The organism is Flexivirga endophytica, assembly GCF_014640635.1.
GTDB classification, from domain to species: Bacteria; Actinomycetota; Actinomycetes; order Actinomycetales; family Dermatophilaceae; genus Flexivirga; species Flexivirga endophytica.
In genome coordinates, this window is the sequence record NZ_BMHI01000002.1 from 623,507 (window position 1) to 647,965 (window position 24,459).

At 69.4% G+C, this 24,459-nt stretch carries 28 protein-coding genes; 20 read left to right on the forward strand and 8 right to left on the reverse strand.

Annotation, left to right across the window (positions count from 1 at the left end; all coding sequences use genetic code 11):
* Nucleotides 1-66 precede the first annotated feature (66 nt).
* Nucleotides 67-1,227, forward strand: a complete 1,161-nt coding sequence (locus IEX71_RS07910) for an MFS transporter (RefSeq protein WP_229749598.1) — start codon at nucleotides 67-69, stop codon at nucleotides 1,225-1,227.
* Here IEX71_RS07910 and IEX71_RS07915 read toward each other — a convergent pair.
* The gene (locus IEX71_RS07915; RefSeq protein WP_188836410.1) at nucleotides 1,163-1,885 is read right to left on the reverse strand and encodes an alpha/beta hydrolase family protein; all 723 of its coding nucleotides are present in this window, start codon (nucleotides 1,883-1,885) and stop codon (nucleotides 1,163-1,165) included. The two genes, IEX71_RS07910 and IEX71_RS07915, sit on opposite strands and share 65 nt — an antisense overlap.
* A 262-nt stretch (nucleotides 1,886-2,147) precedes the next feature.
* On the opposite strand from IEX71_RS07915, the gene IEX71_RS07920 reads away from it, so the two are divergent.
* The 4 genes from IEX71_RS07920 to IEX71_RS07935 all read left to right on the forward strand — a co-directional run bounded on the left by IEX71_RS07920 (nucleotide 2,148) and on the right by IEX71_RS07935 (nucleotide 4,984).
* Nucleotides 2,148-3,431: an NAD(P)/FAD-dependent oxidoreductase gene (locus IEX71_RS07920; protein WP_188836411.1), complete on the forward strand. Its 1,284-nt coding sequence runs from the start codon at nucleotides 2,148-2,150 to the stop codon at nucleotides 3,429-3,431.
* A gap of 78 nt (nucleotides 3,432-3,509) precedes the next feature.
* Nucleotides 3,510-3,668, forward strand: coding sequence for a Sp36 family protein (gene sp36 / locus IEX71_RS07925; protein ID WP_188836412.1), 159 nt, complete (start codon nucleotides 3,510-3,512; stop codon nucleotides 3,666-3,668).
* Nucleotides 3,669-3,671: 3 nt separating this feature from the next.
* Nucleotides 3,672-4,133, forward strand: a complete 462-nt coding sequence (locus IEX71_RS07930) for a RidA family protein (RefSeq protein WP_188836413.1) — start codon at nucleotides 3,672-3,674, stop codon at nucleotides 4,131-4,133.
* A gap of 11 nt (nucleotides 4,134-4,144) precedes the next feature.
* Nucleotides 4,145-4,984: an NUDIX hydrolase gene (locus IEX71_RS07935; protein WP_188836414.1), complete on the forward strand. Its 840-nt coding sequence runs from the start codon at nucleotides 4,145-4,147 to the stop codon at nucleotides 4,982-4,984.
* A gap of 166 nt (nucleotides 4,985-5,150) precedes the next feature.
* On the opposite strand, the gene IEX71_RS07940 is transcribed toward IEX71_RS07935, so the two are convergent.
* Together IEX71_RS07940 and IEX71_RS07945 are read right to left on the reverse strand one after the other, a co-directional pair.
* Complete coding sequence (locus IEX71_RS07940) at nucleotides 5,151-5,978, reverse strand: lysozyme (RefSeq protein ID WP_188836415.1); 828 nt, start codon at nucleotides 5,976-5,978, stop codon at nucleotides 5,151-5,153.
* Between the two features lie 260 nt (nucleotides 5,979-6,238).
* Nucleotides 6,239-7,087 carry a lysozyme gene (locus tag IEX71_RS07945; protein WP_229749562.1) on the reverse strand — a complete coding sequence of 283 codons (849 nt, stop codon included), beginning with the start codon at nucleotides 7,085-7,087 and terminating at the stop codon, nucleotides 6,239-6,241.
* Between the two features lie 199 nt (nucleotides 7,088-7,286).
* Here IEX71_RS07945 and IEX71_RS07950 point away from each other — a divergent pair, with 199 nt between their 5' ends.
* Complete coding sequence (locus IEX71_RS07950; protein ID WP_229749563.1) at nucleotides 7,287-8,075, forward strand: MBL fold metallo-hydrolase; 789 nt, start codon at nucleotides 7,287-7,289, stop codon at nucleotides 8,073-8,075.
* A 127-nt stretch (nucleotides 8,076-8,202) separates the two neighbouring features.
* Here the strand turns inward: IEX71_RS07950 and IEX71_RS07955 are convergent, their stop codons facing one another.
* Nucleotides 8,203-9,132, reverse strand: coding sequence for a PP2C family protein-serine/threonine phosphatase (locus tag IEX71_RS07955; protein ID WP_188836416.1), 930 nt, complete (start codon nucleotides 9,130-9,132; stop codon nucleotides 8,203-8,205).
* A gap of 161 nt (nucleotides 9,133-9,293) precedes the next feature.
* A complete protein-coding gene (locus IEX71_RS07960) occupies nucleotides 9,294-9,971 on the reverse strand; it encodes a Crp/Fnr family transcriptional regulator (protein WP_188836417.1) in 678 nt (225 codons plus the stop codon).
* 204 nt (nucleotides 9,972-10,175) lie between these two features.
* Here IEX71_RS07960 and IEX71_RS07965 point away from each other — a divergent pair, with 204 nt between their 5' ends.
* Genes IEX71_RS07965 through IEX71_RS07975 form a run of 3 tightly spaced genes read left to right on the forward strand, consistent with a single transcriptional unit; the run spans nucleotide 10,176 to nucleotide 13,697 of the window.
* Nucleotides 10,176-12,248, forward strand: coding sequence for an acyltransferase family protein (locus tag IEX71_RS07965; RefSeq protein WP_188836418.1), 2,073 nt, complete (start codon nucleotides 10,176-10,178; stop codon nucleotides 12,246-12,248).
* A gap of 37 nt (nucleotides 12,249-12,285) precedes the next feature.
* A complete protein-coding gene (gene nth, locus IEX71_RS07970) occupies nucleotides 12,286-13,047 on the forward strand; it encodes an endonuclease III (protein WP_268235940.1) in 762 nt (253 codons plus the stop codon).
* On the forward strand, nucleotides 13,044-13,697 hold the full coding sequence (locus IEX71_RS07975; protein ID WP_229749564.1) for an NUDIX hydrolase: 654 nt from the start codon (nucleotides 13,044-13,046) through the stop codon (nucleotides 13,695-13,697). The genes nth and IEX71_RS07975 overlap by 4 nt, the downstream gene beginning before the upstream one ends.
* A gap of 120 nt (nucleotides 13,698-13,817) precedes the next feature.
* On the opposite strand, the gene IEX71_RS07980 is transcribed toward IEX71_RS07975, so the two are convergent.
* From IEX71_RS07980 to IEX71_RS07990, 3 genes are all read right to left on the reverse strand, one after another.
* A complete protein-coding gene (locus IEX71_RS07980) occupies nucleotides 13,818-14,219 on the reverse strand; it encodes a phage holin family protein (RefSeq protein ID WP_188836419.1) in 402 nt (133 codons plus the stop codon).
* 136 nt (nucleotides 14,220-14,355) lie between these two features.
* Nucleotides 14,356-15,651, reverse strand: a complete 1,296-nt coding sequence (gene nhaA, locus IEX71_RS07985; RefSeq protein WP_188836420.1) for a Na+/H+ antiporter NhaA — start codon at nucleotides 15,649-15,651, stop codon at nucleotides 14,356-14,358.
* A 161-nt stretch (nucleotides 15,652-15,812) separates the two neighbouring features.
* Complete coding sequence (locus IEX71_RS07990; protein ID WP_229749565.1) at nucleotides 15,813-16,520, reverse strand: TetR/AcrR family transcriptional regulator; 708 nt, start codon at nucleotides 16,518-16,520, stop codon at nucleotides 15,813-15,815.
* Nucleotides 16,521-16,839: 319 nt separating this feature from the next.
* On the opposite strand from IEX71_RS07990, the gene IEX71_RS07995 reads away from it, so the two are divergent.
* The 11 genes from IEX71_RS07995 to IEX71_RS08045 all read left to right on the forward strand — a co-directional run bounded on the left by IEX71_RS07995 (nucleotide 16,840) and on the right by IEX71_RS08045 (nucleotide 24,404).
* Nucleotides 16,840-17,277: a nitroreductase family deazaflavin-dependent oxidoreductase gene (locus IEX71_RS07995; protein WP_188836422.1), complete on the forward strand. Its 438-nt coding sequence runs from the start codon at nucleotides 16,840-16,842 to the stop codon at nucleotides 17,275-17,277.
* Nucleotides 17,278-17,336: 59 nt separating this feature from the next.
* Nucleotides 17,337-17,648 carry a YrdB family protein gene (locus tag IEX71_RS08000; RefSeq protein ID WP_229749566.1) on the forward strand — a complete coding sequence of 104 codons (312 nt, stop codon included), beginning with the start codon at nucleotides 17,337-17,339 and terminating at the stop codon, nucleotides 17,646-17,648.
* A 3-nt stretch (nucleotides 17,649-17,651) separates the two neighbouring features.
* Nucleotides 17,652-18,260 carry a hypothetical protein gene (locus IEX71_RS08005; RefSeq protein ID WP_188836424.1) on the forward strand — a complete coding sequence of 203 codons (609 nt, stop codon included), beginning with the start codon at nucleotides 17,652-17,654 and terminating at the stop codon, nucleotides 18,258-18,260.
* Nucleotides 18,261-18,293: 33 nt separating this feature from the next.
* The gene (locus IEX71_RS08010) at nucleotides 18,294-18,611 is read left to right on the forward strand and encodes an ArsR/SmtB family transcription factor (RefSeq protein WP_188836425.1); all 318 of its coding nucleotides are present in this window, start codon (nucleotides 18,294-18,296) and stop codon (nucleotides 18,609-18,611) included.
* Complete coding sequence (locus IEX71_RS08015; protein WP_188836426.1) at nucleotides 18,608-19,090, forward strand: SRPBCC family protein; 483 nt, start codon at nucleotides 18,608-18,610, stop codon at nucleotides 19,088-19,090. Before IEX71_RS08010 ends, IEX71_RS08015 begins: the two co-directional genes overlap by 4 nt.
* A gap of 146 nt (nucleotides 19,091-19,236) precedes the next feature.
* The gene (locus tag IEX71_RS08020) at nucleotides 19,237-20,073 is read left to right on the forward strand and encodes a Fic family protein (RefSeq protein ID WP_188836427.1); all 837 of its coding nucleotides are present in this window, start codon (nucleotides 19,237-19,239) and stop codon (nucleotides 20,071-20,073) included.
* 798 nt (nucleotides 20,074-20,871) lie between these two features.
* On the forward strand, nucleotides 20,872-21,576 hold the full coding sequence (locus IEX71_RS08025; protein WP_188836428.1) for a CpaE-like family protein: 705 nt from the start codon (nucleotides 20,872-20,874) through the stop codon (nucleotides 21,574-21,576).
* Nucleotides 21,573-22,772: a TadA family conjugal transfer-associated ATPase gene (locus IEX71_RS08030; RefSeq protein ID WP_229749567.1), complete on the forward strand. Its 1,200-nt coding sequence runs from the start codon at nucleotides 21,573-21,575 to the stop codon at nucleotides 22,770-22,772. Before IEX71_RS08025 ends, IEX71_RS08030 begins: the two co-directional genes overlap by 4 nt.
* Nucleotides 22,769-23,464: a type II secretion system F family protein gene (locus IEX71_RS08035; protein WP_188836429.1), complete on the forward strand. Its 696-nt coding sequence runs from the start codon at nucleotides 22,769-22,771 to the stop codon at nucleotides 23,462-23,464. The genes IEX71_RS08030 and IEX71_RS08035 overlap by 4 nt, the downstream gene beginning before the upstream one ends.
* Complete coding sequence (locus tag IEX71_RS08040) at nucleotides 23,461-24,036, forward strand: type II secretion system F family protein (protein ID WP_188836430.1); 576 nt, start codon at nucleotides 23,461-23,463, stop codon at nucleotides 24,034-24,036. Before IEX71_RS08035 ends, IEX71_RS08040 begins: the two co-directional genes overlap by 4 nt.
* Before the next feature lie 140 nt (nucleotides 24,037-24,176).
* Nucleotides 24,177-24,404 carry a DUF4244 domain-containing protein gene (locus IEX71_RS08045; RefSeq protein WP_188836431.1) on the forward strand — a complete coding sequence of 76 codons (228 nt, stop codon included), beginning with the start codon at nucleotides 24,177-24,179 and terminating at the stop codon, nucleotides 24,402-24,404.
* The last annotated feature ends 55 nt before the right edge of the window (nucleotides 24,405-24,459 follow it).

Here is a 24,459-nt window from a genome sequence, read left to right on the forward strand (position 1 = left end):
ATGTATCGACATTGAGTCACCTCCCTGACGATCCGGGCGGCCGCCTACCGGGCGAGCCGCGAGTGCATCGCGTTCTTCGCCGTCAGTCCGCTCTACTTCGCCGCCCACGGCGTCGACGCCACAGCGCAGGGCACGCTCTTCGTGCTGTGGTCACTGACGAGCTTCCTCTGCGAGGTGCCGTCGGGTGCGCTCGCCGACACCGTCAGCCGCCGCCTCCTGTTGCAGCTCTCGGCGGTCCTCTACCTGGGATGTTTCGGCAGTTGGCTGCTGCTGCCCAGTTACGGCGGCTTCCTGCTCGGTTTCGTGCTCTGGGGTGTCTCCTCCTCGCTGATGTCGGGCACCTTCGAGGCGTTGCTGTATGACGAACTGGCCTCCGCCGGGCAGGAGTCGTCATACGACATGGTGCGGACCCGGGCGGAGACCGCAGGGGTGGCGTCGATCTCGTTCGGCATGCTCGCGGCGGGTCCGTTGGTCGCGCTCGGCGGCTACCGCGCCGTCGCGATCGCGAGCCTCGCGGTCGCGGCCGTGCACCTGGCGACGACCGCGGTGTTACCGGCGCCGCCGCGCAGGGAGGCCGTCGCCGAACGCCGCTACCTGCAGCATCTGCGCACCGGCGTGAGCGAGGTCGCGCGGACTCCGGCGCTGCGGCGCACCGTCCTGGCGATCACCGCGACCGTGGCACTGGTCGGCTTCGACGAATACTTCGCACTCTTCTTCGCCGATGCCGGTCTGACTCCGGGATGGGTCGCAGTGGCGGTGGCCGTCGTCGCTGTCGCGCAAGGGTTGGGCACCTGGGCTGCGAGTCGGCGCACGCTGCCCGGCCGTCGCGCGGTCGCACAGTTGACCGTGCTCGCCGGGGCCGCCTTCGCCGCGGGTGCGGTGGCGGCGCTGGCCCATGCGGCGTCGGCCGCTCTGGCCGCGGTCGTACTGATCGCAGTCGCCTACGGGATCATCACGAATCTGTATGTCGCACAAGAAAATCGACTGCAGCATCAAATCACCGGCTCCGCGCGTGCGACGGTCACCTCGGTGGCCGGTGTGTCGGCCGAGCTCGGCGCGATCACCAGCTTCGCGCTGATGGGCGGTCTCGCGCACTGGTGGTCGGTGCCGTTCGTGCTGCTGGTGGCGACGATGCCCTTCACCGCCATCGCCACAGCGGTCGTCAGGAAAGGACGGCCTCGATCGCGGCGACCGTCTGCGCGAACTGCGGGGTCGCCGGGTCGATGAGCTCGTGGTGACCGCAACCGGCCAGCACATGCAGCGGGGTGCCGGCGTCCGCCGCGGCCTGGTAGCTCTCCGAGACTTCCACCGGCACCCTGTCATCGGCAGCGCCGTGGACCAGTCGCACCGACACCGGCGGCCGCCCGAGCATCGAGGGGTCGGCTGCGCGCCATACATCCTCGGGGGCGGAGCCCATCAGTGCTTCCGCGGCGCCGTCGCCCAACCCGAGGTCCCGGGTCAGGTGGAGATCGACGCAGCCGGCGAGTGAGACGACGCCGACGACCGGCACCGACTGGTATGCCGCCCAGGTCGCCAGGTGGCCGCCCGCGGAGTGCCCGAGCAGCACGATGTCGTCGGGCAGCTCCGGGTCGGCGGCGACGGCGTTGATCGCGGCGAGCACGTCCGCCGCCATCGTCGGCCAGTCGCCGGGGATCCGCCGGTATTCGATCGTGGCAACGTCAAAACCGTGCGTTGTCAACGCCTTCGACTGTTGACCCGCATGCTCCCGGTCGTATGTCGGCCGCCAGAACCCGCCATGTATGACGAGCACCGTCACGCCCCGCGCCGTCCCGACCGGCCGGCGCACGTCGTACACCTGATCAGGTGAGTCGCCATACGCGACGGTGCGGTCGGGCGGCGGGGCGGGAGCGGTCAGCACGGACATGCCTCGGACAGTAGGTCACGGCAGGAGCAACACGCGACCTCGCACCCCGGCTCGGGCCGCTGCAAGGAATGGGCCGAGCAGCACATGCCGTCCGTCGAGCGAGCCCGCGAGTTGTATGACGCAGTGGGCTGACGGCGACCGCTGAGGATCCGGGGCGCGATCGACCCTACTGGCGAGTTGCGCACCGGTGAATCTTCGAAACCGAAGCATTGCTACCGTCCGAAGCGCGGTAACAATGTCACCCCGGAAAGAGGATTCGCCAATGGCGCTCGAACCACTTCGGCCCGCCAAGGGACAGGGCACCCCACGTGTTGTGATCGTCGGTGCCGGCATCGTCGGCCTGTCGACCGCGTGGCACCTTCAGGAGCGTGGTGTCGAGGTGACGGTCGTCGAGCGATCGGGCGTCGCCGCGGGCAGTTCCTGGGGCAACGCCGGCTGGGTGTCGCCCGGCCTGTGTGTGCCGCTGTCGGACCCCTCGGTGATCAAGTACGGCCTCAAGGCGCTGCTCGATCCGGACTCGCCGCTCTACATCCCGATGAAGCCGGACCCCAAGCTGGCGGCGTTCCTGTTGGGCTTCGCACGGCGCTGCACTCCGGGGCAGTGGAAGCGCACGATGGACAAGTTCGTGCCGGTCAATCGCCGGGCGATCGAGGCCTTCCAGTTCCTGGAGGACCACGGTGTGCAGGCGAAGTCGCACGAGGCGCCGATCATGGCGGCCTTCCGGCACGCGAAGGATGCCGCCGGGCTGGAGCACGAGATCGAGTTGATCCGCGCGGCGGGCCTGGATCTGGAGGCCACCGAGGTCGACAACGCCACCTTGCGGTCGGAGTTGCCGATCGTCAGCGCGGATGTGGAGAAGGCGATCCGGTTGGGTGGTCAGCGCTACATCAACCCGCCCGAATACGTCCACGCCCTCGCCGACGCGGTCGGTGCGCGTGGCGGCAAGATCGTGATCGGCTCCAACGCGCGTGCCCTGCGACACGGTCCCGGGGGAGTGACCGTCGAGATGGTCAGCGGTGACCCGATCTCCGGGGATGCGGTCGTCATCGCGACCGGTGCGTGGCTGCCCGAATTGGCCAAGGACTGCGGTGTGAAGACTCCGGTGCGTGCCGGGCGTGGTTACAGCTTCTCGGTGTCGGTGACCGACCCGGCCAATCGTCCGGTGCCGTGCCCGGTCTACTTCCCGTTCGAGCGGATCGCGTGCACGCCGCTGGGTGACCGGTTGCGGGTCGGCGGCACGATGGAATTCGGTGGCACCGAGGAACCGCTGCACCAGGAGCGCGTCGAGGCGATCGTCAAGGGTGGCAAGCCGTTGTTGTCCGGCGTCGACTGGGACGACCGGCAGGACGAGTGGGTCGGTGGCCGTCCGGTCAGTGTCGACGGGTTGCCGTTGGTCGGTCCGACGAAGGTGCCGCGCGTCTACTCCAACGGCGGTCACGGCATGTGGGGCATCACCCTCGGTCCGCTGTCCGGTCAGTTGCTGGCGGAGCAGATGGTCACCGGCGTCACCCCGCCGGAACTCATCCCCTTCGACCCGACCCGATGATGAGTCCTGCGCTGGTCGTGCGGTCAGGTTGGTCCGGCCCGTCGCCTTACCGGCTCGGCACGGGAATAGGGTGACCGCATGACCACCTGGGAATACGCCACTGTGCCGCTGATCGTCCACGCCACCAAGCAGATCCTCGACCAATGGGGTGAGGACGGCTGGGAGCTCGTGCAAGTGGTGCCGGGCCCCGACGGCAACAGCCTCGTTGCCTACCTGAAGCGTCCGAAGGAGCAGTGACAGATGTCCGCAGTTGAAGATCGCCTCGCCGAGCTCGGCCTGAGTGTTCCCGAGGTCGCTGCGCCCGTCGCGGCATACGTGCCGGTGGTGCAGGACGGCGATCTGGTCTACACCTCCGGGCAGCTGCCCGTGGTCGACGGCAAACTCGGCGCGACCGGCAAGGTCGGGGCCGAGGTGAGCCCGGAGGACGCCGCCAAGCTGGCGCAGACCTGCGCGCTCAACGCGATCGCCGCGGTCAAGTCGCAGGTCGGCGACCTCGACAAGGTCAGCCGTGTCGTCAAGGTCGTCGGCTTCGTCGCGAGCGACCCGAGCTTCACCGGTCAGCCGGCCGTCATCAACGGCGCGAGCGAACTGCTGGCGAAGGCCTTCTGCGACGCCGGCGCGCACGCCCGCTCCGCGGTCGGCGTCGCGGCCCTGCCGATGGACGCACCCGTCGAGGTCGAGATCACCGTCTCGGTCCGCTAGGACCTTCCCGTATGCCGTCGACGCACGAGCTCGAACTGCCGCCGACGCTGCGCGACAACGCACTCAACTGGCTCGCCACACCCGCGCCGGAGCGAGCGATCGCCCCGGCGCGGTTGGCGTCCACCGTCCTGCTGTTGCGCGAATCCGACTCTGCTGTAGAGGTTTTCCTGCAGCGCCGGGTGTCGTCGATGAAGTTCGCGCCGTCGATGTGGGTGTTCCCCGGAGGCGGCGTCGACACCCGCGACGAGTCCGTCGACGTCCCGTGGGCCGGGCCGTCTCCGTCCGACTGGGGCCGCCTCCTCGCCATACCCGAGGCAACCGCGCAGGCGGTCGTCATCGCTGCCGTCCGTGAGGTCTTCGAGGAGTGCGGCGTGCTGTTGGCCGGTCCGTCCGCCGGAGAGGTCGTGCTCGACGTCACTGCTGAGGACTGGCAGGCCGACCGGGCGGCGGTGCTCGACCGGGCGCTGTCGTTCGGGGCGCTGCTGGAGCGGCGCGGTCTGGTGCTGCGCTCGGATCTGCTTGCGCTGCAAGACCATTGGATCACTCCGGAGATGGAGCCGCGTCGCTACGACACGTGGTTCTTCTCCGCGCGACTGCCTGTGCGACAGGTCGCCGACGGCCGCACCACCGAGGCCGCCGAAGCCGTATGGCGCCGCCCGGCCGACGCGCTCGCGGAGGCCCTCGACGGCACGGCGCGGATGCTGCCGCCCACGCTGGTGCAGCTCGACCGGGTCTCGCGCTGGCCGGACCTCGCACCCGCGACGGTCAGCCGGGCGGGCCTGCACGCGGTGATGCCGGCGCCGGTGCAGGACGGCGAGCGGATGCTGTTGCGCGCCCACCTGAACGACTGACCCGCCCCGCCATACCGAGCGGACAGCAAAACACCGACCGGACAGGAAATTTCGGCCGATCCGATACGAATTTCCTATCCGGTCACCGTGTTTCCTGTCCGCTCGATCGCGCGGGCGTCGATGCTCCTCCGCCGGTGCTCCGACTGCTCGACGCCGGTAAGACGCGTCAGCCGTTGGCCAGCGCCTTCACCCGGGTGATGTCGCCGTTGAACCAGTCCTTGTCGATCGGCGACGAGGTGTACTGCCAGATCGTGTAATAGGGCCAGCCGCCGGGCAGCGTGCCCGGGGAGGACGAATAACGCGCCACCCACAGCGGATTCGTCTGGTTGAACGCTGTCGAATTGCCGGTGCAGCGGCTCCACCAGTCGTAGTTGGTGTAGATCACCGCGTCCCGGCCGGTCTTGGCCTTGTACTCGGCCAGGAAGGACTTGATCCAGCTGACCATCGACGAGGCGGACTTGCCGTAGCAGGTCGCGCCATACGGGTTGTACTCCATGTCCAGCATGCCGGGCAGCGTCTTGCCGTCCTTGGACCAGCCGCCGCCGTGCGCGGCGAAGTGGTCCGCCTGCGCCGCGCCGGTCGAGGTGTCCGGGAGCGCGAAGTGGTAGGCGCCGCGGATCATCCCGACGTTGTAGGAGCCGTTGTACTGCTGGGGGAAGTACGGGTTCGTGTAGCTGGTGCCCTCGGTCGCCTTGGAGTAGGCCCACCGCACACCGGCGCCCCACTGCGAGCTCCAGCTGACGTTCCCCTGGTGGCTGGACACGTCGATGCCGAGTGTCTGGCCCGATGCCAGCGTCGGCGTCACCGACCGGGTCAGCGGCTGAGTCCCGGTCGCCTTCCAGCCGGCATACGCCTCACCCGGCTTGACGATGCCGGCGCGGGTGGCGGCCGCGGTCGGCCCGTGGTCGGTGGGTATGGCGTGCGCCGGACTCGCGACGATGGTGAATGCGACCGCGCCGGACAGGCAGGCAGCGGTGACCAGGGACTTCCTCATATGACTTCCTCCAGGGGTTCGCGCTCGCCGCTCCGGAGCAGAACGGCGCCACGCGCCTTGTCAAGGAATTTCCACAATATTGATAGTTCGTAAAATGATTACCGCTCTGCAGTAAAGACTTCGCCAGCCGCGGCAGTGTTCACCGACCGGACACCGAACGTGCCGACAGGACACGAAGAGCGGGCCGGATCGACCCGCTTTCCGTGTCCTGTCAGGGTGTTTCGTGTTCTCTCGGCGAGAGGGTGGGTGGCTCAGGAACGTCAGCCGTAGGCCAGCGCCCGCACCCGGGTGATGTCACCGTTGAAGAGGTTCTTGTCGATGGGCGAAGAGGTGTACTGCCACATCGTGTAGTAGGGCCAGCCGCCGGGCAGGGTGCCGGGGCTCGAGGCGTAACGCGCGATCCACAGCGGATTCGTCTGGTTGAACGCCGTGGAGTTGCCGGTGCAGGTGCTCCACCAGTCGGTGGTCGTGTAGATCGGCGCATCGCGACCGGTCAGCCGCTTGTATTCGTTCAGCCACGTCTTGATCCAGGTGACCATCCCGGACTTCGAGTATCCGTAACAGGTCGAGCCGTAGGGGTTGTACTCGATGTCGAGCATCCCCGGCAGCGTCTTGCCGTCCCGTGACCAGCCGCCACCGTGCGACACGAAGTAGTCGGCCTGCGAGGTCGCGGACGAGTATCCGGGGTTCGCGAAGTGGTAGGCGCCGCGGATCATGCCTACGTTGTAGCTGCCGTTGTACTGCTGCGCGAAGTAGGCGTTCGTGTAGTAGGTGCCTTCGGTGGCCTTGGTGTAGGCCCACCGCACACCGGCGCCCCACTGGGACGACCAGTTGACGTTGCCCTGGTATGCCGAGACGTCGATGCCGAGCGTCTTGGTGGCGGTGAGTGTCGGAGAGGTGCGAGTCAGTGCGGCGGACGCGCGACCGGCGTCGGTGTGGCTCCTCCAGCCGGCATACGCATCGCCCATCTGGTGGATGCCGGCCTGCTGGGCGGCCTTGGTCGGCCGTTCACGCTGGTTGTCGGTGGTCGTGGCATGCGCGGGCGCCACGGCGACGGTCAGGGCGAGCGCAGCGATGGTCGCGCACGCGGTGGACACGGATTTCTTCATGTCGGGGTCCTTCTGCAGCTACGAAATGGTTCGGGGGAACTGCGGTCAGGGGAAACCTCAGCTACAACACCATTCACGGTATTCACAGGAGGTATATGCGTTACCAACGTTGGGTAAGACTTTGACAAATCCGCGAGTCGCTCTGACAACGATGATCTCAGCGGTGGAAATGCGTGCCGCTGCACTAACGTGGCGTGCCGTGACGACTGAAGCGGTATGGCGCGGCGGATCACTCGGCGACCACGCGCATGCGGTGCTGGCGCCCAACCCCGGCCCGATGACTCTGGACGGCACCAACACCTGGGTGTTGCACGTCCCTGGTGACGACTGTGCCGTCGTGGTCGATCCGGGGCCGTTGCACGAAGGCCACCTGCAGGCGGTTTTGCGGTATGTCGAAGAGCATGGCGCCCGTGTCGTGCTCACGCTCATCACGCACTGGCACCACGACCACACCGAGTCGCTGGAGCGATGGGGCCAATTGGTCGACGCGCCGGTCCGCGGCGGTGGATACGGGAGGACCCTCGTCGACGAGGAGCGGATCGACCTGGAGTCATTGCGGATTCGCGTCCTGGCCACCCCGGGGCACACTGCCGACTCGGTGTCGTTCCACCTGCCGGATGCCGATGTGCTGGTCACCGGTGACACCGTGCTCGGCCGCGGCACCACCGTCGTCGCACACCCCGACGGCGCGCTCGGTCCCTACCTCGCCTCGCTGGACCGGCTGCACGCGGTGGCGACCGAGCGTCCGACCGCGCTGGCGCCGGCCCACGGGCCTACGCATACCGACGCCGGGGCCATCATCGCGGCATACCGACAACACCGGCTCGAGCGACTGGACCAGGTCCGTGCGGCGCTCGCAGCAGGTGACGTGGACGCTCCCGACGTCGCGCAGGCGGTCGTCGAGCGCGTCTATGCCGACGTCCCGCGCAATGTGTGGCCCGCCGCGAAGGCGAGCGTCGAGGCACAGTTGGCCTATCTGGCCGTATGACGCGACTCTGGTGGGCGAGAAGCTGTCCCGAAGGGCCGACGGTCGGTATGTCGGGACGGGGTTGGGCGAGAAGCTGTCCCGAAGGGCCGACGGTCGGTATGTCGGGACGGGGCGGCTCGCGGACCGCTCAGGCGTCGGGGGAGAGCGCGGCCAGCACCACGCTGATGTTGTCGTGCCCGCCGGAAGCATTGGCGAATTCGACCAGCCCGTCGGCGATCGCAGTGGCGGAGTCGCCGTGCGAGGAGCGGACGCGCTGCACGAGGTCCCACAGGTCGGCCGGCTCGGAGCAGTAGTTCCAGAGTCCGTCGGTGCAGACGATCACCCAGCCCGGCTCGCGGGCGACCAGGTGCGCCATACGGGGTCGCAGGTCCTGGGGTGCGTTGCGACCGAGCCATCGGGTGATCGCATGTGCGTTGGGGGCGTTCTCGGCGTTGTCGCGTGGCACGCCTCGCCGCATCAGCGCGCTGGCCATCGAGTCGTCCTCGCCGAGTTGTACGGCGCGCTCCGGTGCGGCGGCCGGGATCCAGTAGACCCGGCTGTCGCCGACGTTGCCGCCGACGACCAGGTTGTCTTCCACGACCGCGGCGGCCAAGGTGCACGACGGCGGCGCCGGGTCTTCCGCGTCCGCGCCGGTCGCAGCGGCGGCCGCACTGCCGGCCTCGGCCGCTTCGGCGAAGGCCTGTGCGGCGGTGTCCAGCCAGGTCTCGTCGGGGACGTCGTGACGGGGCATCGGCTGGGAGAGCCGCTCCATGGCGGCGATCGCCGCGGCCTGCGAGGCCAGGTGTGAATCGGTCGAGGTGGACACGCCGTCACAGGCCACCAGCACCGCGCGAGCGCCGACCTCGGTGGATGCCGCGAGGGCGATCGAGTCCTCGTTGCGGTGGTGGCGCCGGCCGATGTCGGACTCGCCCGCGACCCACGGATGTGGTGACAGCAAAACGTGATTGCGCGGGTCGGTGCTGTCAGTCACCGAGCCGTTGCCGGAGTCGTTGCCCGGGGCGCCGACAGGGTCCTTGGTCGAGTCGCCGACCGCGTCCGATGCCTGGCTCTCGTCCACTCCCGTGCCTTTCGTCCGTCTACAGCTGTCGCAGTGATGTCACGCAGACGACGCCGACGACCGCGCGGTTCCGGGCCGCGAGCACAGTATGCCGGGTCGGAGATGCCGGGTCGCCGGACTCGCCGATCATCGGTGCTGCGGCGACGCCACGTCGGCCGAGGTCAGCGCGCGCGGCGCTGCAGGCGCTCGGTGTCCATCAGGGTGACGGCACGGGCCTCGAGCTTGATCCAGCCGCGGGAGGAGAAGTCGGCCAGCGCCTTGTTGACCGTCTCACGGGAGGCGCCTACCAACTGGGCGAGCTCCTCCTGGGTGAGGTCGTGGGCGACCAGCGTGCCCTCGTCGGAGGGCTGGCCGAAGCGACGGGACAGGTCCAGCAACGCCTTGGCGACGCGGCCCGGCACGTCGGTGAAGACCAGGTCGCCGAGCGCTTCGTTGGTGCGGCGCAGTCGGGCGGCCAGCGCCGACAGCATCGTCATCGCGATCTCGGGGCGGGTGCCGAGGTAGTCGGTCATGTCCGGGTGTGACAGGCCGACGAGCTCGGTGTCGGCGATCGCACTCGCCGTCGCGGTGCGCGGGCCCGGGTCGAAAAGGCTCAGCTCGCCGAGCATCTCGCCCTCTCCCAGGATCGCCAGGAGGTTCTCCCGGCCGTCCGCCGAGCGGCGGCCGAGCTTCACCTTGCCGGCGGTGATCACGTAGAGCGAGTCGCCTTGCTCCCCCTCATGGAACAGTTCTTGCCCACGCGCGATCTTGGTGCGGGTCATCGTCGACAGCAACGCCTCCGCGGCGTCGTCGTCGAGAGCAGCGAACAGTGGTGCTTTGCGCACAGCCTCGGTATCCACGATGTGCAGTCTGCCACGACGCGTGCTTCCTGTTGTGCAGCTCACACGTGGTCTCGCCGGATTCCTGTTGTTCCACCGCCCGTGCAGGGCGCTCGAGGGGATCCGGCCAGGGGCCTTCGACCAACCGCACACCTGGCTACGGCGTCAATGCGAGTGAGGGCCGCCGGGCGGCCGTCATGGACAGACGGCGGGGTGCGGAGCAGCGTGGCGGAGACGACGGGCAGGACGGCAACGCCGGTCGGGGCGGGCGTGGGTGCCACCCACCGATCGTTGCGGGCGGTGCACTTGCCCGCGCTCGACGGCCTCCGGGCGGTCGCGGTCATCGGGGTGCTGCTCTACCACTTCGGCGTGCCGCACTCCGCGGGCGGATTCCTCGGTGTCGACCTGTTCTTCGTGCTCAGCGGCTACCTCATCACCGGACAGCTGATGACCCGATGGGTGTATGGCGCCCCCGTCGGAGCCGCGTCGTTCCGCACGTTCTGGGCCGCCCGTGCTCGACGGCTCTTCCCGTCGCTGGGTGCGATGCTGGCGGTGACCACGGCAGTGGTCGCGGTCGGGGATCGCGTGCAACTGCCCGAATACCGGGGTGATCTGAGCGCTGCGGCGACATACACCTCCAACTGGTGGTACGTCTTCCACCACCGGTCCTACTTCGTCGCCACCGGCCGGCCACCGCTGCTGCAGCACCTGTGGTCGCTCGCGGTGGAGGAGCAGTTCTACCTCGTCTGGCCGGTCGTCGTCCTGCTGGTGACGCTGGTGGTGCACAAGCGCTGGGCTCGCAAGGGCGTGCTGCTGCTGGTCACGGTCGGCCTCACCGCGGTCAGCGCGCTGGTGATGGGTGTCGGCAGTGCGCTGGCCCAGGTGCCGCAGCTCGGCGACCCGTCCCGGTGGTACTTCGGCAGTGACTCGCACGCGATCGGCCTGCTGGTCGGTTCGACGCTCGCGATCGCTCGGGGAGGGGACGGGCTCGGTGAGAGGCGCCATACAACGCCGCGGCACGCGGACCGCTGGTCCACCGCGGTCGGCTTCGCGGCGCTGGCGGCAGTGCTCGCCCTGTTGTCCGAGGCCGCCGAATACTCCACCCGGCTCTATCGATTCGGCTTCCTGCTGTTCAGCGTGCTGGTCGCGGTCGTCATCGCCGTTGCGGTCCAGCACGGCCCGCTCGAGCGCGTGCTCGGAGTCCCGCTGCTGCGGGCGATCGGGCGCCGCTCCTACTCGATCTACCTCTGGCACTGGCCGATCGCGTGTATGACGCGTCCGGGCCTGGACCTGCCGTGGCCCGACTGGCAGGTGTTCCTGCTGCGCGTCGCCCTCACTCTGGCGCTGACCGAGGCGACCTACCGGCTGATCGAATCCCCCGTCCGCCGCAACGGCTGGCCTGCGCTGTGGCATCGCCTGCGCGAGTGGCGGGTCGGACCGGCACGGGGTTCGGCGCTGGCGCAAGCGTTCGGACTGGTTCTCGTGGCGGCCATCTGCGCACCCGCGGGCATCGCCGCACCGCACCAGAGCGCGTATGCCGCCGGCGCCGTCTACGTGCAGTGCACGACCAGGGCGGACGGAACCTCTCGGCTGCCGACGAACGCACCAGCCGGCGCGCGGTGTGCACCGGGCGCCTCGGGCACCACGGCCGCCGGCCCGGCCCCGACGCGGTCGGGCGTCCCGCACAGCTCGGCCGGGACGGAGCACGCGAGCGCCACGCACACCACCGAGGCGGCCGGGCAGACCCCACGCCCGACGGCGACACCGCTCCCCACGACCCGGCAGGCGGTCCCGCCGCCACCACGTGACGCCGACCAGTTGCGCAGCATTTCCCTTGCCGTGTATGGCGATTCGGTGCCCCTCGGCGCAGTCCCCGAGCTGACCGGCGAGTTCGCCTCGGTGGCAAACCATGCCGTGGAGGGCGAGCAGGCCTGGGATCTGCTCCCGGAGCTGAACGGCGACGCCCGCTCCGGCGCATTGGACGGGAAGGTGGTGTTGCTGCACACGGGTGACAACGGCCTGATCCCCGAGTCCCAGCTACGCCAGGCGCTCGACGCGCTGCGGGGCGCGCGCCGGGTCATCGTTGCGACACCGCACACGCCACGGGAGTGGGAGTCCCACGACGTCGCGCTGCTGCGCTCGGTCGTGCCGGACTACGGCAACACCCGGTTGATGGACTGGAACGCCGCGGTCACCGACCGGAGCAGCTGGTTGTGGAGTGACGGGATACACCTGACGGCCAGTGGTGGTCAGGCGTACGCCCACCTGGTCGCCCGGGCTGTGACCGGCCGACACTGAAATCGCCTGTCGGCCCGCTCATCTAAGGTCGTATGTCGTGAAGCCCATCGACGTCTCGGCCGAGTCCGACCTCGCTCGCACGCGTCGGGCCCGCAAGATGTTCCGCGCGCTGCGGGAGCAGTTCCCGCACGCGCACTGCGAGCTCGATTTCCGCACTCCGCTCGAGCTGCTGGTCGCGACCATCCTGTCCGCGCAGACCACCGACGTGGGCGTCAACAAGGTGACGCCCACGCTGTTCGCCCGTTACCCGGACGCCGCGGCGTATGCCGCCGCCGACCGCGAGGAGCTGGAGGAGTTGCTGCGCCCGACCGGCTTCTACCGCGCGAAGGCGAAGTCCGTGATGACGCTGGGCCAGGCGCTGGTGGAGCGGTTCGACGGTCAGGTGCCGCCCCGGCTGGAGGATCTGGTGACCCTTCCCGGAGTCGGCCGCAAGACCGCGTTCGTGGTGCTGGGCGACGCCTTCGGGCTGCCCGGGCTCACCGTCGACACGCACTTCGGCCGGGTCGTGCGCCGGGCCGGCTGGACCGACCTGGAGGACCCGGTCAAGGTCGAGCACGCCATCGGCGAGATGTTCCCGCGCAAGGAGTGGACCCAGCTCAGCCACGTGCTGATCTTCGAGGGCCGACGCATCTGCCACGCCAAGCGTCCGGCCTGTGGAGTCTGTCCGATCGCGCGCTGGTGCCCGTCATACGGTGCGGGGGAGACCGACCCCGACAAGGCGCGCAAGCTGCTGAAGTTCGAGCTCGCGCCCGGCGCCGAGCGCCCCGAGGGCGTGCCCGAGCCGGCCGCCGTGCTGTGACCGACTTGGTGTCGGCGCCTGAGCCGGCCTGGCTGCGCACCCTGGAGCAACGCGCTCATGAGGCGCCGATGGTCACCGGACTGCCCGAGGCGACCGGTCGCGCGTCAGCGGTGCTGATGCTCTTCGGCCAGGACGAGTCGGGCGGTCAGGACGTCGTGCTGACCGAGCGGTCGACGAGCCTGCGCAAGCACGCGGGGCAGGTGTCGTTCCCCGGCGGCCGGGTCGACCCGGGTGACGTGTCGTTCGCCGACACGGCGCTGCGCGAGGCGCACGAGGAGATCGGTCTGGACCGCGAGGGCGTGCGCGTCGTCGGGGTGCTGCCCGCATTGCCGTTGAGTGTCACCGGTTTCCGGGTGACTCCGATCGCCGCCTGGTGGGAGCGGCCGTCGCCGATCGGTGTCGTCGACACCGCGGAGGTGGCACGCGTGGAGCGGGTGTCGCTGGCGAGCCTGGTGGACCCGGCCAACCGCTTCAGCGCGATCGTGCCCGGGCGGGAGTTCGTGGCGCCGGCGTTCGAGGTCGACGGCCTCTATGTCTGGGGATTCACCGCGATCCTGCTCGACGCGACGCTGCGGCTCGCCGGGTTGGAGCAGCCCTGGGACCGGTCCGACCAGCGACCGGTGCCCAGCCGTTACCTGCAGGGTGGCTGAGCCGGCGCGCCCACCGATCGAGCGGCATACAGACGGATTGAGCGGCATACGGATCCGGGTGGGATCGGTATGCCGCTCAATACGGCGGTGTGCCGCTCAGCGGGAGAGCGACCGTGCTTGTCAGACCTTCGGCGGCTTCACTGCGGCGACAGTGCGCTGCGCGTTGTCGATGGTGCGCGCCGGTTTGCCCTTGACCTTTTTCAGCGCGCTGATGCCGAGGAGCGCCAGGATCAGTGTGATGACCAGCAGCACGCCGGCGGTGATCAGCATGCCCAGCCACACCGACAGGCCGGCTGCGTGCAGCCCCCAGGCGAGTGCGAGCAGTAGGAAACCGAGCATGTAGAGGGCGAAGAGTCCGGCGCCGGCCAGCAGGCCCGCACCCTTGCCGCCCTTGGCGACGTCGGCCTTGACCTCGACCTTCGCCAGCGCGATCTCATCCTTGATGATCGACTTCAGGTCGGTGGAAGCGTCGGCGACCAACTGGCCGAGAGTGCGCTCCGTGCCCTTGGTGGTCTGGGCCATCGATTACTCCTCGTGGTGGTTGTCGGTTCGCTCAGCCTGTCGTAGCCAGAATAAGCACATCGAACTCACCGGTACCTTAGCGACTACGGGGCGTTCTGCAGAAAGGCCGGGCATCGGGCGACGCCGGGAGCCGACCTCACGAGGCGGTCTGCGGGCCGTCCTCGGCGTAACAATCGGGCACGCCGTCGCCGTCCTCGTCGAGCGATTCCTGCTGTTGGATACGCCGGTATGTCGCGTTGCGCGACCGCAGCACCACGCTGGCGAGGATGGCCGCCAGCAGCGAACCGGCCAGGATCCCGAGCTTGACGTGCTCGTCCGCGGCCGAGCCGCTGCCGAACGCCAGCTCGCCGATCAACAGCGACACGGTGAAGCCCACCCCGGCCAGCAGGCTGAGGCCGAAGACGTCGGACCACTCGAGATCGTCGTCCAGCTGTGCCCGGGTCAGCCGGACCATGAGTGCCGTGCCCCCGAAGACGCCGACCGTCTTGCCGAGCACCAGGCCGACGACGACTCCGATGGTCACCGGATCGCGCAGCGCGTCGCCCAGCCCGCCCCCGACGACCGTCACGCCGGCCGCGCAGAAGGCGAACAGCGGGACACAGACCGCGGCGGAGAACGGCCGCAGCCTGCTGTCGATGCGACTGCCGAGCGACGAGCGCTCGTCACCCCGCGGTGACACCGGCACCAGCAGCCCGAGGGCCACCCCGGCAACGGTCGCGTGCACCCCGGAGTTGAGCACCGCGAGCCAGGCGATCAGCCCGAGAGTGAGCAGTAGCAACGGGTTGCGGTTGCCGCGCATGGTCAGTCCGAACCCCGCCAAGGCGACCAACGCGACCGCGAGCCACACCGGGCTGATCGACGAGGTGTAGAACAGCGCGATGATCGTGATCGCGATCAGGTCGTCCACCACGGCGAGCGTGAGCAGGAACGACCGCAGCGCCGACGGTAGGTGGGTGCCGATCACCGCGAGCACCGCAAGGGCGAAGGCGATGTCGGTCGCGGTCGGGATGGCCCACCCCTCGAGCGCGCCGGCTCCGAGGGCCTGGCAGGCGGCATACAGGATGGCGGGGATGGCGACACCGCAGCAGGCGGCGACGATCGGCACGGCGGCCTTGCCGGGATCGCGTAGGGCGCCATGGGTGAATTCGTGTTTGAGCTCGAGACCGGCGAGGAAGAAGAAGATCGCCAGCAACCCGTCGGACGTCCAGTGCGCGAGGCTCAGCTGCAGGTGCAGCACATCCGGCCCGATCATCGCCGCGACCAGATCGTGGTAACTGTCGCGCCACGGGCTGTTGGCCCAGACCAGGGCGGCGAGCGCGGCGAAGAGGAGCAGCGCGCCCCCGACGGTCTCCTGACGCAGCAATGCGGCGACGCGGCGGGCTTCGGGCCAATCGCCTCGGGTGAAGACACGTCGGATGGGCCGGATCGTCATACAGGGCCTTTCGGTGTGCGGGGTCGGGTATTACTACGCCGACCAGACTTCCCGGCACACCGCAGTCCAGTCTACCGATCACCGTTGACGGTCGAAACGGTCATTGACGGCGCAGCAGGGGAGTCAATCGCTGTTTCGAGCGTCAATCGCGGGTTGGGTCGTCAGCGGGCGGACGGGATCTGGCCCGAGAATCCGATGGTGTGGGCCGCGGTGCGGAAGGTGAACGTGCAGATGTGGTCGCCGGGCTCGAAGCTGCCCACGAACTGGCCGAAGAGGTCGAAACTGATGACGCCGAAGACCTGCGTCCACGCGGCCGCGAAGCGGATCAGCACGGTCTCGGGCAGCGCGGAATCGAGGGCGGCGCCGAGCTCCTTGGCCTGGCGGCGCACGGCCGGTCCGGCTGGTGGCATCGGGGCGTCGACGGCGAGTTCGCCTGATTGCCAGGCCTCTTCGATGAGTTGTATGGCGACAGCCGGTGTGCGCGCGGCATCGGTGACGGTGCCGCCGGGCGCGCGATAACCGGGGACCGGAGACCCGAACAACAGGGCGTACTGGTGCGGGTGCTCGCGTGCCCAGGAGTAGATCGCTTCGCAGAGTGCGACGAAACGGCGGCCGGGCGCTGCACGGCCGGTGGTCGCCTCCTCGGCGACCTCGGCCAGGTCCCGATAGCCCCCGATGATGAGCGCCGTCAGCAGGTCGTCCCGGGAGGCGACGTAGCGGTAGACGGCCGAGGACACCATGCCCAGGTCCCGTGCGACGGCACGCAGGGACAGTGCGGCCGCGCCGTGCTCGGCGAGCTGCTGCCGCCCGGAGGTGAGGATCCGCTCCATGGTGTCGACGCGTGCACGTTCGCGAGGGGTCGGGCTCATGGGCACCCCCTCCTCCGTCGGGCGTCCCCATCTGCCCGCGCTACTGGTCGCTCGCTCCGCTCGCTCATGGGCACCCCCTCCTCCGTCGGGCGTCCCCATCTGCCCGCGCTACTGGTCGCTCGCTCCGCTCGCTCATGGGCACCCCCTCCTCCGTCGGGCGTCCCCATCTGCCCGCGCTACTGGTCGCTCGCTCATGGGCCCATCGTGACAACTGTGAGCGCCAGACGCAAGAGAGAGCACTGCTCTTGCAATCGGTGCGCGGACATGCTTTCCTAATTGTGAGAGCACTGCTCTCGTAACTACCTCGAAAGGTGTCGCCATGGTTTCCGAACTCGACCTCTTCACCCGCATCACGAACGCGATCGTGAAGCGCCTGTCCCGTTTCGGGATCAGTGCATTCGGTGCGAAGGAGCTCGTGGTGACGGGCCGGAAGTCCGGTCAGCCGCACAGCACCCCGGTCAATCCGGTCCGGTTCGACGGCGGGCTTTATCTCGTCGCGCCCCGCGGTCAGACGCAGTGGGTGCGCAACGTGCGCCATACGCCTCAGGTCGTGCTCCGTTCGGGGAGGTCGCAGGACAGCTACACCGTGCAGGAGCTGCAGGGTGCGAGCGCCGTGCCGGTCATGCGGGTCTACCTGAAGAAGTGGGCCTGGGAGGTCGGCCGGTTCTTCCCCGAGGGGGTGACCGCGAAGTCGACGGACGACGAGATCGCCGCCGTCATCCCGGCCCACCCGGTCTTCCGACTGGTCCGGAAATGAAGCGCGGGCCGGCAGGCGCCGGAGCAAGGCGATCGGCGACCGTCGGGGTTCACGACGTCGTGGCGTTCTTTGTCGAAATCTGTGCGCTGGTGCTGCTCGGCGCATGGGCCTGGCGCATGGCGCCCGGAGCGGTGCTTGCCCGCTCGGCGGCTCTGGTCGTGGTGATCGGGGCAGCGGTCCTGCTGTGGAGTCTGTTCGCGGCGCCCAGGGCGACCTTCGACGTGCCTGTCGCCGCGATCGCGGTCAAGGCGCTCGTCCTCGGTGGGAGCGTGCTGGCGGCATACGCGATGGTTCCCGTGTTGCTCGCCACTTGTTTCGCAGTGCTGGTGGTGATCAACACGGCAACCGTCACGATGATGCGCTTGACTTGACGCATGCCGCTCACGGATGGGGAGATCGACGGTCTGGATGTCGCGGCGCGGCTGGCATTGATCCGTCGGCTCCGTCGCGGTGCGGTCGTCGACCGGGCGCTGCTCGATGCCGAGCGCCGCGTGCGGCGCCGACGCGCCGTCGCGCTGACGGTGACCGCCGTCGCTGCCGCGCTACTGGTCCCGTGGACGGCATACCTCGCGGTGAGCCTGCCCGACCAGTATGTCGCCAACGCCTGGGCGTTGACCTGGGTCGGCTTCGATGTGCTGTTGATCGTATTGCTCGGATTGACAGCGTTTTTCGCGTGGAAGCGGCGGATGTTGGTGGTGCTCACGTCGTTCGCCACCGGGGTGCTGCTGCTGGTCGACGTGTGGTTCGACATCACCACCTCCGACGCCGACGACCTGCACCTGTCCGTGGCGTCCGCGGTGCTCGTCGAGATCCCGCTTGCGGTATTCCTGATGGTGATGTCGATCGGCATCTCGTGGAAGCTCTCGGGCCTACTCAACGCGCTGACCGGATCCAGTGGGGTCGGCCGCTGGCGGATGCCGATCAGTGCCGAGATCGTGGCCGACGCCGTCGACACGGGCGAACCGGCGCCGACCGAGGGTTGACAAGCACCAACGGTAAGTGGCAACTTACCGTTCGTGACGACTTACCAAGATGCCTGGGCCGTGCTGGCCGATCCGAGCCGTCGCGCCATTGTGGAGGCGCTCGCGGATGAGCCTCGAGCAGTGGTTGACCTGGCGACCGCCCTGCCGATCAGTCGGCCGGCCGTCTCTCAGCACCTCAAGGTGCTCAAGGATGCGGGACTCGTGGCCGAGCAGGCCTCTGGCACGCGCCGCGTCTATCGCCTCAACCCTGTCGCGGTGGAGGCACTACGTGACCAGTTGGACGCCTTCTGGTCACGGACGCTCGCCCGATTCGGCGAGCAAGCGGGAGAAACGAAAGGAACCCGGTCATGACCACGACAACACCCGAGGTGCTGCGCACCGTGACGGTGCCACTGCCCGTCGCGGAGGCGTTCCGCGTCTTCACCGAGCAGTTCGATCTGATCAAACCCCGTGAGCACAACCTGATGCGGTCGCCGGTGGCGCGGACCGTGATGGAGGTGCGGCCCGGCGGTCGCATCTTCGACGAGGCAGAGAACGGCGAGCAATGTGCCTGGGGCGAGGTGCTGGCCGTCGAGTCGCCGACACTGCTGCGCTTCGCGTGGCTCATCGGTCCGGACTGGCGCGTGCAGGACCGGGAGAACGCGAGCGAGGTGGAGGTGCGCTTCACCTCCGACGGGGCGGACGCCACGCAGGTCGAGCTGCGCCATTTCAAGCTCGACCGGCACGGGCCCGGATGGGAGAGCCTCCCGGACTCCCTCGGCGGTGCCAACGGCTGGCCGCTCTATCTGCAGCGGTATGCCGACCTCGTCGCGACCTCGGCACGCGGCTGACCGGCAGGCTCCCGCTAGACCGATGGCCCGGCGGCATACGCCGCCCGGGTGGTGGGCGCCTATCCTCGACGGGTCCAGCCGGGCCGGGCCGCCTTCGCGCCGGCCTCGGCTCTGATTCCGGCACCCAGGAGAGCGAGCACCACCCGATGACAGCTGCGTTGACCGGTCTGACCGCGTTGCCGGGAGTCGCCGACGCGATCGACGCTGCACGGGAGGCCTGCACCCAGCTGCGCTGGCACGGTGCTCTTCGTCGCCGCGTGTCCGAGGTCGCCGCCGAGTCGCGCGTCCGCGGTGCGCGAGCCAGTGCGTTCCTGGAGGGCGCCGAGTTCTCGGTGGACCTGGTGCGCGACGTCATACGAGGTGCGACGCCGTTGGGCCACGACGGTCCGGAGGAGCAGGTGCTGCACGGGGCGATCCAGGCGACCAGCGTCACGGAGCAGTTGACGTCGGTGGTGTTGACGGCTCCGGCGCAGGCCTTGGCGCGGTTACACACCGCTGCCGCTGCCGACCTGGCCGCACCGGAGGAGCTGGGCCGGCCACGGCTGCCCGGCGAGACCGCTGCCGAGTTGCGCGACCTCGGCGCGGCGCCGGACGCGGCGGCCGCAGGCGCGCGGCTGCGTGGCGTCGTCGAACTGATCACCCGCGCGAAGGAGGAGCCGGGCATCCTGGTCGCCGCGATCGCGCACGCGGAAATTGCATCCGCTCGGCCCTTCGTCCACGGAAACGCTTTGGTGGCAAGGGCTTTGGAGCGTCTGCTGCTGCTGGTGCTCGGTGTCGATCCGACCGGTGCGGTGGTCAGCGAAGCCGGCTACTCGCGCCAGGGCGCTGTCGCGTATCAGGGGGCACTTGCGGCATACAGCGGCGGAAGCCCGGACGGTGTCGCACTGTGGTTGCGGCACTACGCCGAGTCGATCGTGGCGGGCGCCGCGGAGGGCACAGCGATCGCGGACGCGGTCCTGGCCGGCCGGCTCACCCAACGCTGAGCGGCCCGTGCCGGGCGCTGGGCAGAGGGCGGATTGTCCGCCCGACACGGCGCAGATACAAGTCTTGTATGCCGGGCCCGATCGGAGTAGACCTTTAGTCACGAACGACGGATGGGAATCCGACGAAGCACCGTTATCGAAACCGGCACCCACGCGGAGACAGTCCACGTTATGGACCGCTCGTCCGGGGCCTTGTGCCCCGGCGACAAACCTGAGGATGCACGCCTGGTAACCGGAGGTAGAAAGCGGTTGATGGCCCCGCCACGCAAGTGGCGGGGCCATCACTCTGTGCGGTGCAAATCGCCGTCGACGGCGCCGCATGTCGGCGGTATGCCGAAACTTCGCCAAGTGGCGCACCCCGCGGGAAGTGCGACCGAGTCGGCCACTGAAAACAAGCGATTTTGCGGCGGTCGGCCAGTGGGGGCGAAGACCGGCTCATCCTTACTCGACACCTGTCCTTCTGGGGAAGGTAAGGATTTCTTATGGGAACGTCGGCGGCCATTGTTTTGCGGCTGACGGCCACTCACACTTGAAGACGAAGCGCTCCCTTCCAGGTCGCAGCGCCGCAACGGGCTCCTACCCCCCCAGGGGCCCGGTTGCAACTGAAGACCCCCGCCTACCCCCCCGGCGGGGGTCTTCATATGTCCGGGATGGATCCCGCAGCACGAAGCCCGCTGCGAATGCCGACCGACCGACCATCCGGTCCCCTCATCCACACCCCGTCAAGTGGTCGGCCGGCATCCACAAGTAGCGACGTCGCCACTTCGATTCGGGTTCCGAGGATTCCACGATCAGTCCATGACAGAGGCGAAGACGGTCGCGGTGATCGGCGGCGGCACGGGTGCCGGCGCGACGACATTGCTGGTGGCACTGGCGATGCGAGCACAGGCTGCCGGTCGGCGGGTCTGTGCCGTGGATGCCGACCCGTGCGGCGGTGGCCTCGATGTCGCCTTCGGCATCGAGACCGGGCCGGGAGTGCGCTGGGAGGATCTGCTCGGCTCGGACGGTCCACTGGACGGCGCGCGACTCGCCGAGCGGCTGCCGGGGCGGGACACCCGGCCGGGTGTGCTGTCCTTCGGGCGCCAGTGGTGCACGGTTCCGGACGAGTTGTTCGATCGCACGCTCGAGGGGCTGCGCGACGCCCACGACCTGGTCCTGATCGACGTCGGACGCCACCGGGCGACACGGGCGACTGTGGCCGGCCACGACGAGTTGGTCCTGGTCGCGCGTGGGACGGCCAGTGGGCTCGCCGCGGCCGGTGCGACGGCGCAACGCATCGAGCGACTGCCGAGTCTCGTGGTCCGCGGTGCCGGCGCCCCGTCCGCACGGGAAGCAGCCGCCGCGCTCGGCATGCAGCTCGCGGCCGTGCTGCCCACTGACCGGCGGCTGGCGATCGACGCCGAGCGCGGCGTGCCCGCCGGGTCACGGGCAAGGTCCGCGTATGTCGGTGAGTGCGACACGCTCCTGCGCGACCTCCTGCTGGGTGAGGACGTCGCGGCATGACTTCACCGAAGAGCGGCGCAGCGGTCGGCGATGCGATGTGGGCACAGATCCGCGATGGCCGCTCGCCGACCGACGAGAGCGTTGAGCGGCTCGCGGCTCTGGACGCCGCGGTGCTCGGCCAGCGCAGTGTGCAGACCCTCAAGGGACGGCTGCACGCGGACGTCTTCGGGGCCGGTCCGCTGGAGCCGTTGCTCACCGTCGCCGGCGTGACGGACGTGCTGGTCAACGGCGTGGCCGGCGTGTGGATCGACCGCGGGTCCGGTCTCGAACGCGCACCGGTCGTGCTCGGCGACGCAGCGGCGGTGCGTCGGCTGGCAGTTCGGCTCGCCACCCGGGCAGGGCGCCGGCTGGACGAGACCTCACCGTTCGTCGACGGACTGCTGCCCGGTGGCGTGCGACTGCACGCGTTGCTGCCACCGCTGGTCGAGGGTGCCGCACACATCAGTCTGCGCATCCCGCGCCGGGAGCCACCGGCGCTGACCCAGCTGGCAGAGACCGGCACATGTTGCCCGGAGGGCCTGACCGTGTTGCGACGCATCATCGCGGCTCGGGTCGCCTTCGTGATCAGCGGCGGGACCGGCTCCGGGAAGACGACGCTGCTCGCCTCGATGCTCGCGGAAGTGGCCGCCGAGGAGCGCATTGTCGTGGTGGAGGACGTCCGCGAGCTGCAGATCGACCATCCGCACGTCGTCCGGCTGGAGAGCCGGGCCCCCAACGTCGAGGGGCAGGGCGAGATCAACCTCTCGACGCTGGTGCGGCAGTCGTTGCGGATGCGGCCGGACCGGCTGGTGGTCGGTGAGGTGCGCGGCGCCGAGGTGCGTGAGCTGCTGAGCGCCCTCAACACCGGTCACGAAGGCGGCTGCGGCACCGTGCACGCCAATACGAGCACCGATGTGCTGAGCCGGTTCGAGGCGCTCGGTGCGCTCGCGGCGATGTCCGGCGGTGCGGTGCGCTCGCAGTTGGCGTCCGCGGTCAAGGTCGTCATACACGTGCGCCGGGATGCCGCCGCCCGGGTGGTCTCCGAGATCGGCGTCATCGGCTGGGCGGGGGACCGGTTGCAGGTTGTTCCGGCGATGCGGCACGACGGTGAGCGACTGCGGCAGGTGGCTGGCTGGCCCGACCTGGCTGCGGTGCTCGACCAGCGCGAGCGCGGCCGGCCAGCACCCACGGTGCCCGCGATGGGCGGGCCGGCATGATCCTCCTCGCCGCTTTCTGCACCGCGGCCGCCGTCCTCTGCTGGCCGGGTCGGCCCGGCCCCGTCGTGCGCCGCCGGTGGTCGCTGCCCTCGTTGCGGCCACGGAGCTACGGACACAAGGCGAAGACCGCGGACCTCGACGCGCTGACGACCATGGTCGAAGGCATCGCTCCGGCCATAGCGGCCGGGGTGACGCCGGCAACGGCGGTGGCGACGTCCGCGTTGCTGACGGCGTCGACGGTGTCGGACGCGGCCCTGCGGGACGACCTGCAGTCCTTGGCCCGGCAGGCCGCTGCCGGGGCCGAGCTGGCACCACTGTGGGCAGGCCTGCGGACCCGGAACGACCTGGCCGCACTCGGCGAGGTGGCTCGGGCGTGGGCGCTCTCGGAGCAACTCGGCTGTGCCATCGGTGATGCGCTCAGTGCCGCGACCGCGATGATGCGCGAGCAGCTCGACCTGGAGCGCCGCATCGCGGCGGCGACAGCGGGACCACGAGCCACGATGCAGTTGCTGACGCTGCTGCCGGTGCTGGGTGTCGGCATCGCGATGGTGATCGGCGTGCCGCCCTGGCGTCTGTATGCCGGGCCGTTGGGCGGCACCGTGCTCGTGCTGGGGGCCGGATTCGTCGGTGCCGGACGGTGGCTGACCCGATGGATGATCCGACGCGCGACGGCACCGGCAGTGCTGGCATGAGTGTCCTGGCAGCGATCCTGCTGGTGGCCGTCATCCCGCTCGTGTGGCCACCCCGCGCCGCCCGCGACCTCACCGCGATGCGAGCCACGACGAGCTCCGCGAAACGATCACCGACCGATCCGGCAGCGCGAGAGGACGCGCTGAGTGTCGCGGGAGCTCTGGAACTGATGGCGCTCGCACTTGGCAGCGGAGTCCCCTTGGTGACGGCGGTCGAAGTGGTCGCCGAGCGTAGCGGCCCGGTCGTCGCGGGCCAGCTGCGTCAGGTGGTCGCCGCATTGCGCTGGGGCGTCTCGGAAGCGCGTGCTTGGGACGGATTGCCGGTCATCTGGCGACCTGCCGGGCAGGCCGTGTCCCTCGCCGGCATGGCGGGCGTCCCGCCCGCGGGCCTGCTCAAGCGGGCCGCCGCCGACATGAGACGGGCGGAGCAGCGTCGGATCGAGGAAGCCACCGGACGACTGTCGGTGCTTGTCGTCATACCGCTCGGCCTGTGCTTCCTGCCGGCATTCGCGCTGCTGACGGTCGTGCCGGTGATCGCGGCACTCGCGGCTGACCTGATGGCAGGCAGTGCATGAGCCCGAAGGCATCGGCCCGTCCTCGTCGCTCGCTCCCACGATTCACGGAACGCCGTAGTGAGCGACCACCCGACCCACGCCGCTTGCGGCGCGGAAATCGCTCTCGCAGAGAGCAATTCATCAACAGAAGGAGACACAACATGTCACGCAGGACAATCCGGCTGGGTGCTCGGCTGCACGCCCGGTGGTTACAACTGGCGACCACTCCGGCCGAGCGTCGTGAGGCAGGTATGACGACCGCCGAATACGCGGTCGGCACGCTCGCGGCGGTGGCTTTCGCCGTCGTGCTGATGGCGGTCGTGAAGTCCGGAGCGGTCAAGACCGCGCTGACCGGCATCATCCAGTCCGCGCTGAGCGTCGCGTCCTGATGCCGGGCAGGTGGCCGCGAGGGCGGCGAGGGAGCCGGTGGTCATGTCGGCGACA

What these genes read in the sequence shown, in the direction of transcription:
- IEX71_RS07915 (WP_188836410.1), bottom strand. Translation starts at nt 1,885, where the DNA reads ATGTCCGTGCTGACCGCTCCCGCCCCGCCGCCCGACCGCACCGTCGCG.
- IEX71_RS07920 (WP_188836411.1), top strand. Translation starts at nt 2,148, where the DNA reads ATGGCGCTCGAACCACTTCGGCCCGCCAAGGGACAGGGCACCCCACGT.
- sp36 (WP_188836412.1), top strand. Translation starts at nt 3,510, where the DNA reads ATGACCACCTGGGAATACGCCACTGTGCCGCTGATCGTCCACGCCACC.
- IEX71_RS07930 (WP_188836413.1), top strand. Translation starts at nt 3,672, where the DNA reads ATGTCCGCAGTTGAAGATCGCCTCGCCGAGCTCGGCCTGAGTGTTCCC.
- IEX71_RS07935 (WP_188836414.1), top strand. Translation starts at nt 4,145, where the DNA reads ATGCCGTCGACGCACGAGCTCGAACTGCCGCCGACGCTGCGCGACAAC.
- IEX71_RS07940 (WP_188836415.1), bottom strand. Translation starts at nt 5,978, where the DNA reads ATGAGGAAGTCCCTGGTCACCGCTGCCTGCCTGTCCGGCGCGGTCGCA.
- IEX71_RS07945 (WP_229749562.1), bottom strand. Translation starts at nt 7,087, where the DNA reads ATGAAGAAATCCGTGTCCACCGCGTGCGCGACCATCGCTGCGCTCGCC.
- IEX71_RS07980 (WP_188836419.1), bottom strand. Translation starts at nt 14,219, where the DNA reads ATGGCCCAGACCACCAAGGGCACGGAGCGCACTCTCGGCCAGTTGGTC.
- nhaA (WP_188836420.1), bottom strand. Translation starts at nt 15,651, where the DNA reads ATGACGATCCGGCCCATCCGACGTGTCTTCACCCGAGGCGATTGGCCC.
- IEX71_RS07990 (WP_229749565.1), bottom strand. Translation starts at nt 16,520, where the DNA reads ATGAGCCCGACCCCTCGCGAACGTGCACGCGTCGACACCATGGAGCGG.
- IEX71_RS07995 (WP_188836422.1), top strand. Translation starts at nt 16,840, where the DNA reads ATGGTTTCCGAACTCGACCTCTTCACCCGCATCACGAACGCGATCGTG.
- IEX71_RS08005 (WP_188836424.1), top strand. Translation starts at nt 17,652, where the DNA reads ATGCCGCTCACGGATGGGGAGATCGACGGTCTGGATGTCGCGGCGCGG.
- IEX71_RS08015 (WP_188836426.1), top strand. Translation starts at nt 18,608, where the DNA reads ATGACCACGACAACACCCGAGGTGCTGCGCACCGTGACGGTGCCACTG.
- IEX71_RS08020 (WP_188836427.1), top strand. Translation starts at nt 19,237, where the DNA reads ATGACAGCTGCGTTGACCGGTCTGACCGCGTTGCCGGGAGTCGCCGAC.
- IEX71_RS08025 (WP_188836428.1), top strand. Translation starts at nt 20,872, where the DNA reads ATGACAGAGGCGAAGACGGTCGCGGTGATCGGCGGCGGCACGGGTGCC.
- IEX71_RS08030 (WP_229749567.1), top strand. Translation starts at nt 21,573, where the DNA reads ATGACTTCACCGAAGAGCGGCGCAGCGGTCGGCGATGCGATGTGGGCA.
- IEX71_RS08035 (WP_188836429.1), top strand. Translation starts at nt 22,769, where the DNA reads ATGATCCTCCTCGCCGCTTTCTGCACCGCGGCCGCCGTCCTCTGCTGG.
- IEX71_RS08040 (WP_188836430.1), top strand. Translation starts at nt 23,461, where the DNA reads ATGAGTGTCCTGGCAGCGATCCTGCTGGTGGCCGTCATCCCGCTCGTG.
- IEX71_RS08045 (WP_188836431.1), top strand. Translation starts at nt 24,177, where the DNA reads ATGTCACGCAGGACAATCCGGCTGGGTGCTCGGCTGCACGCCCGGTGG.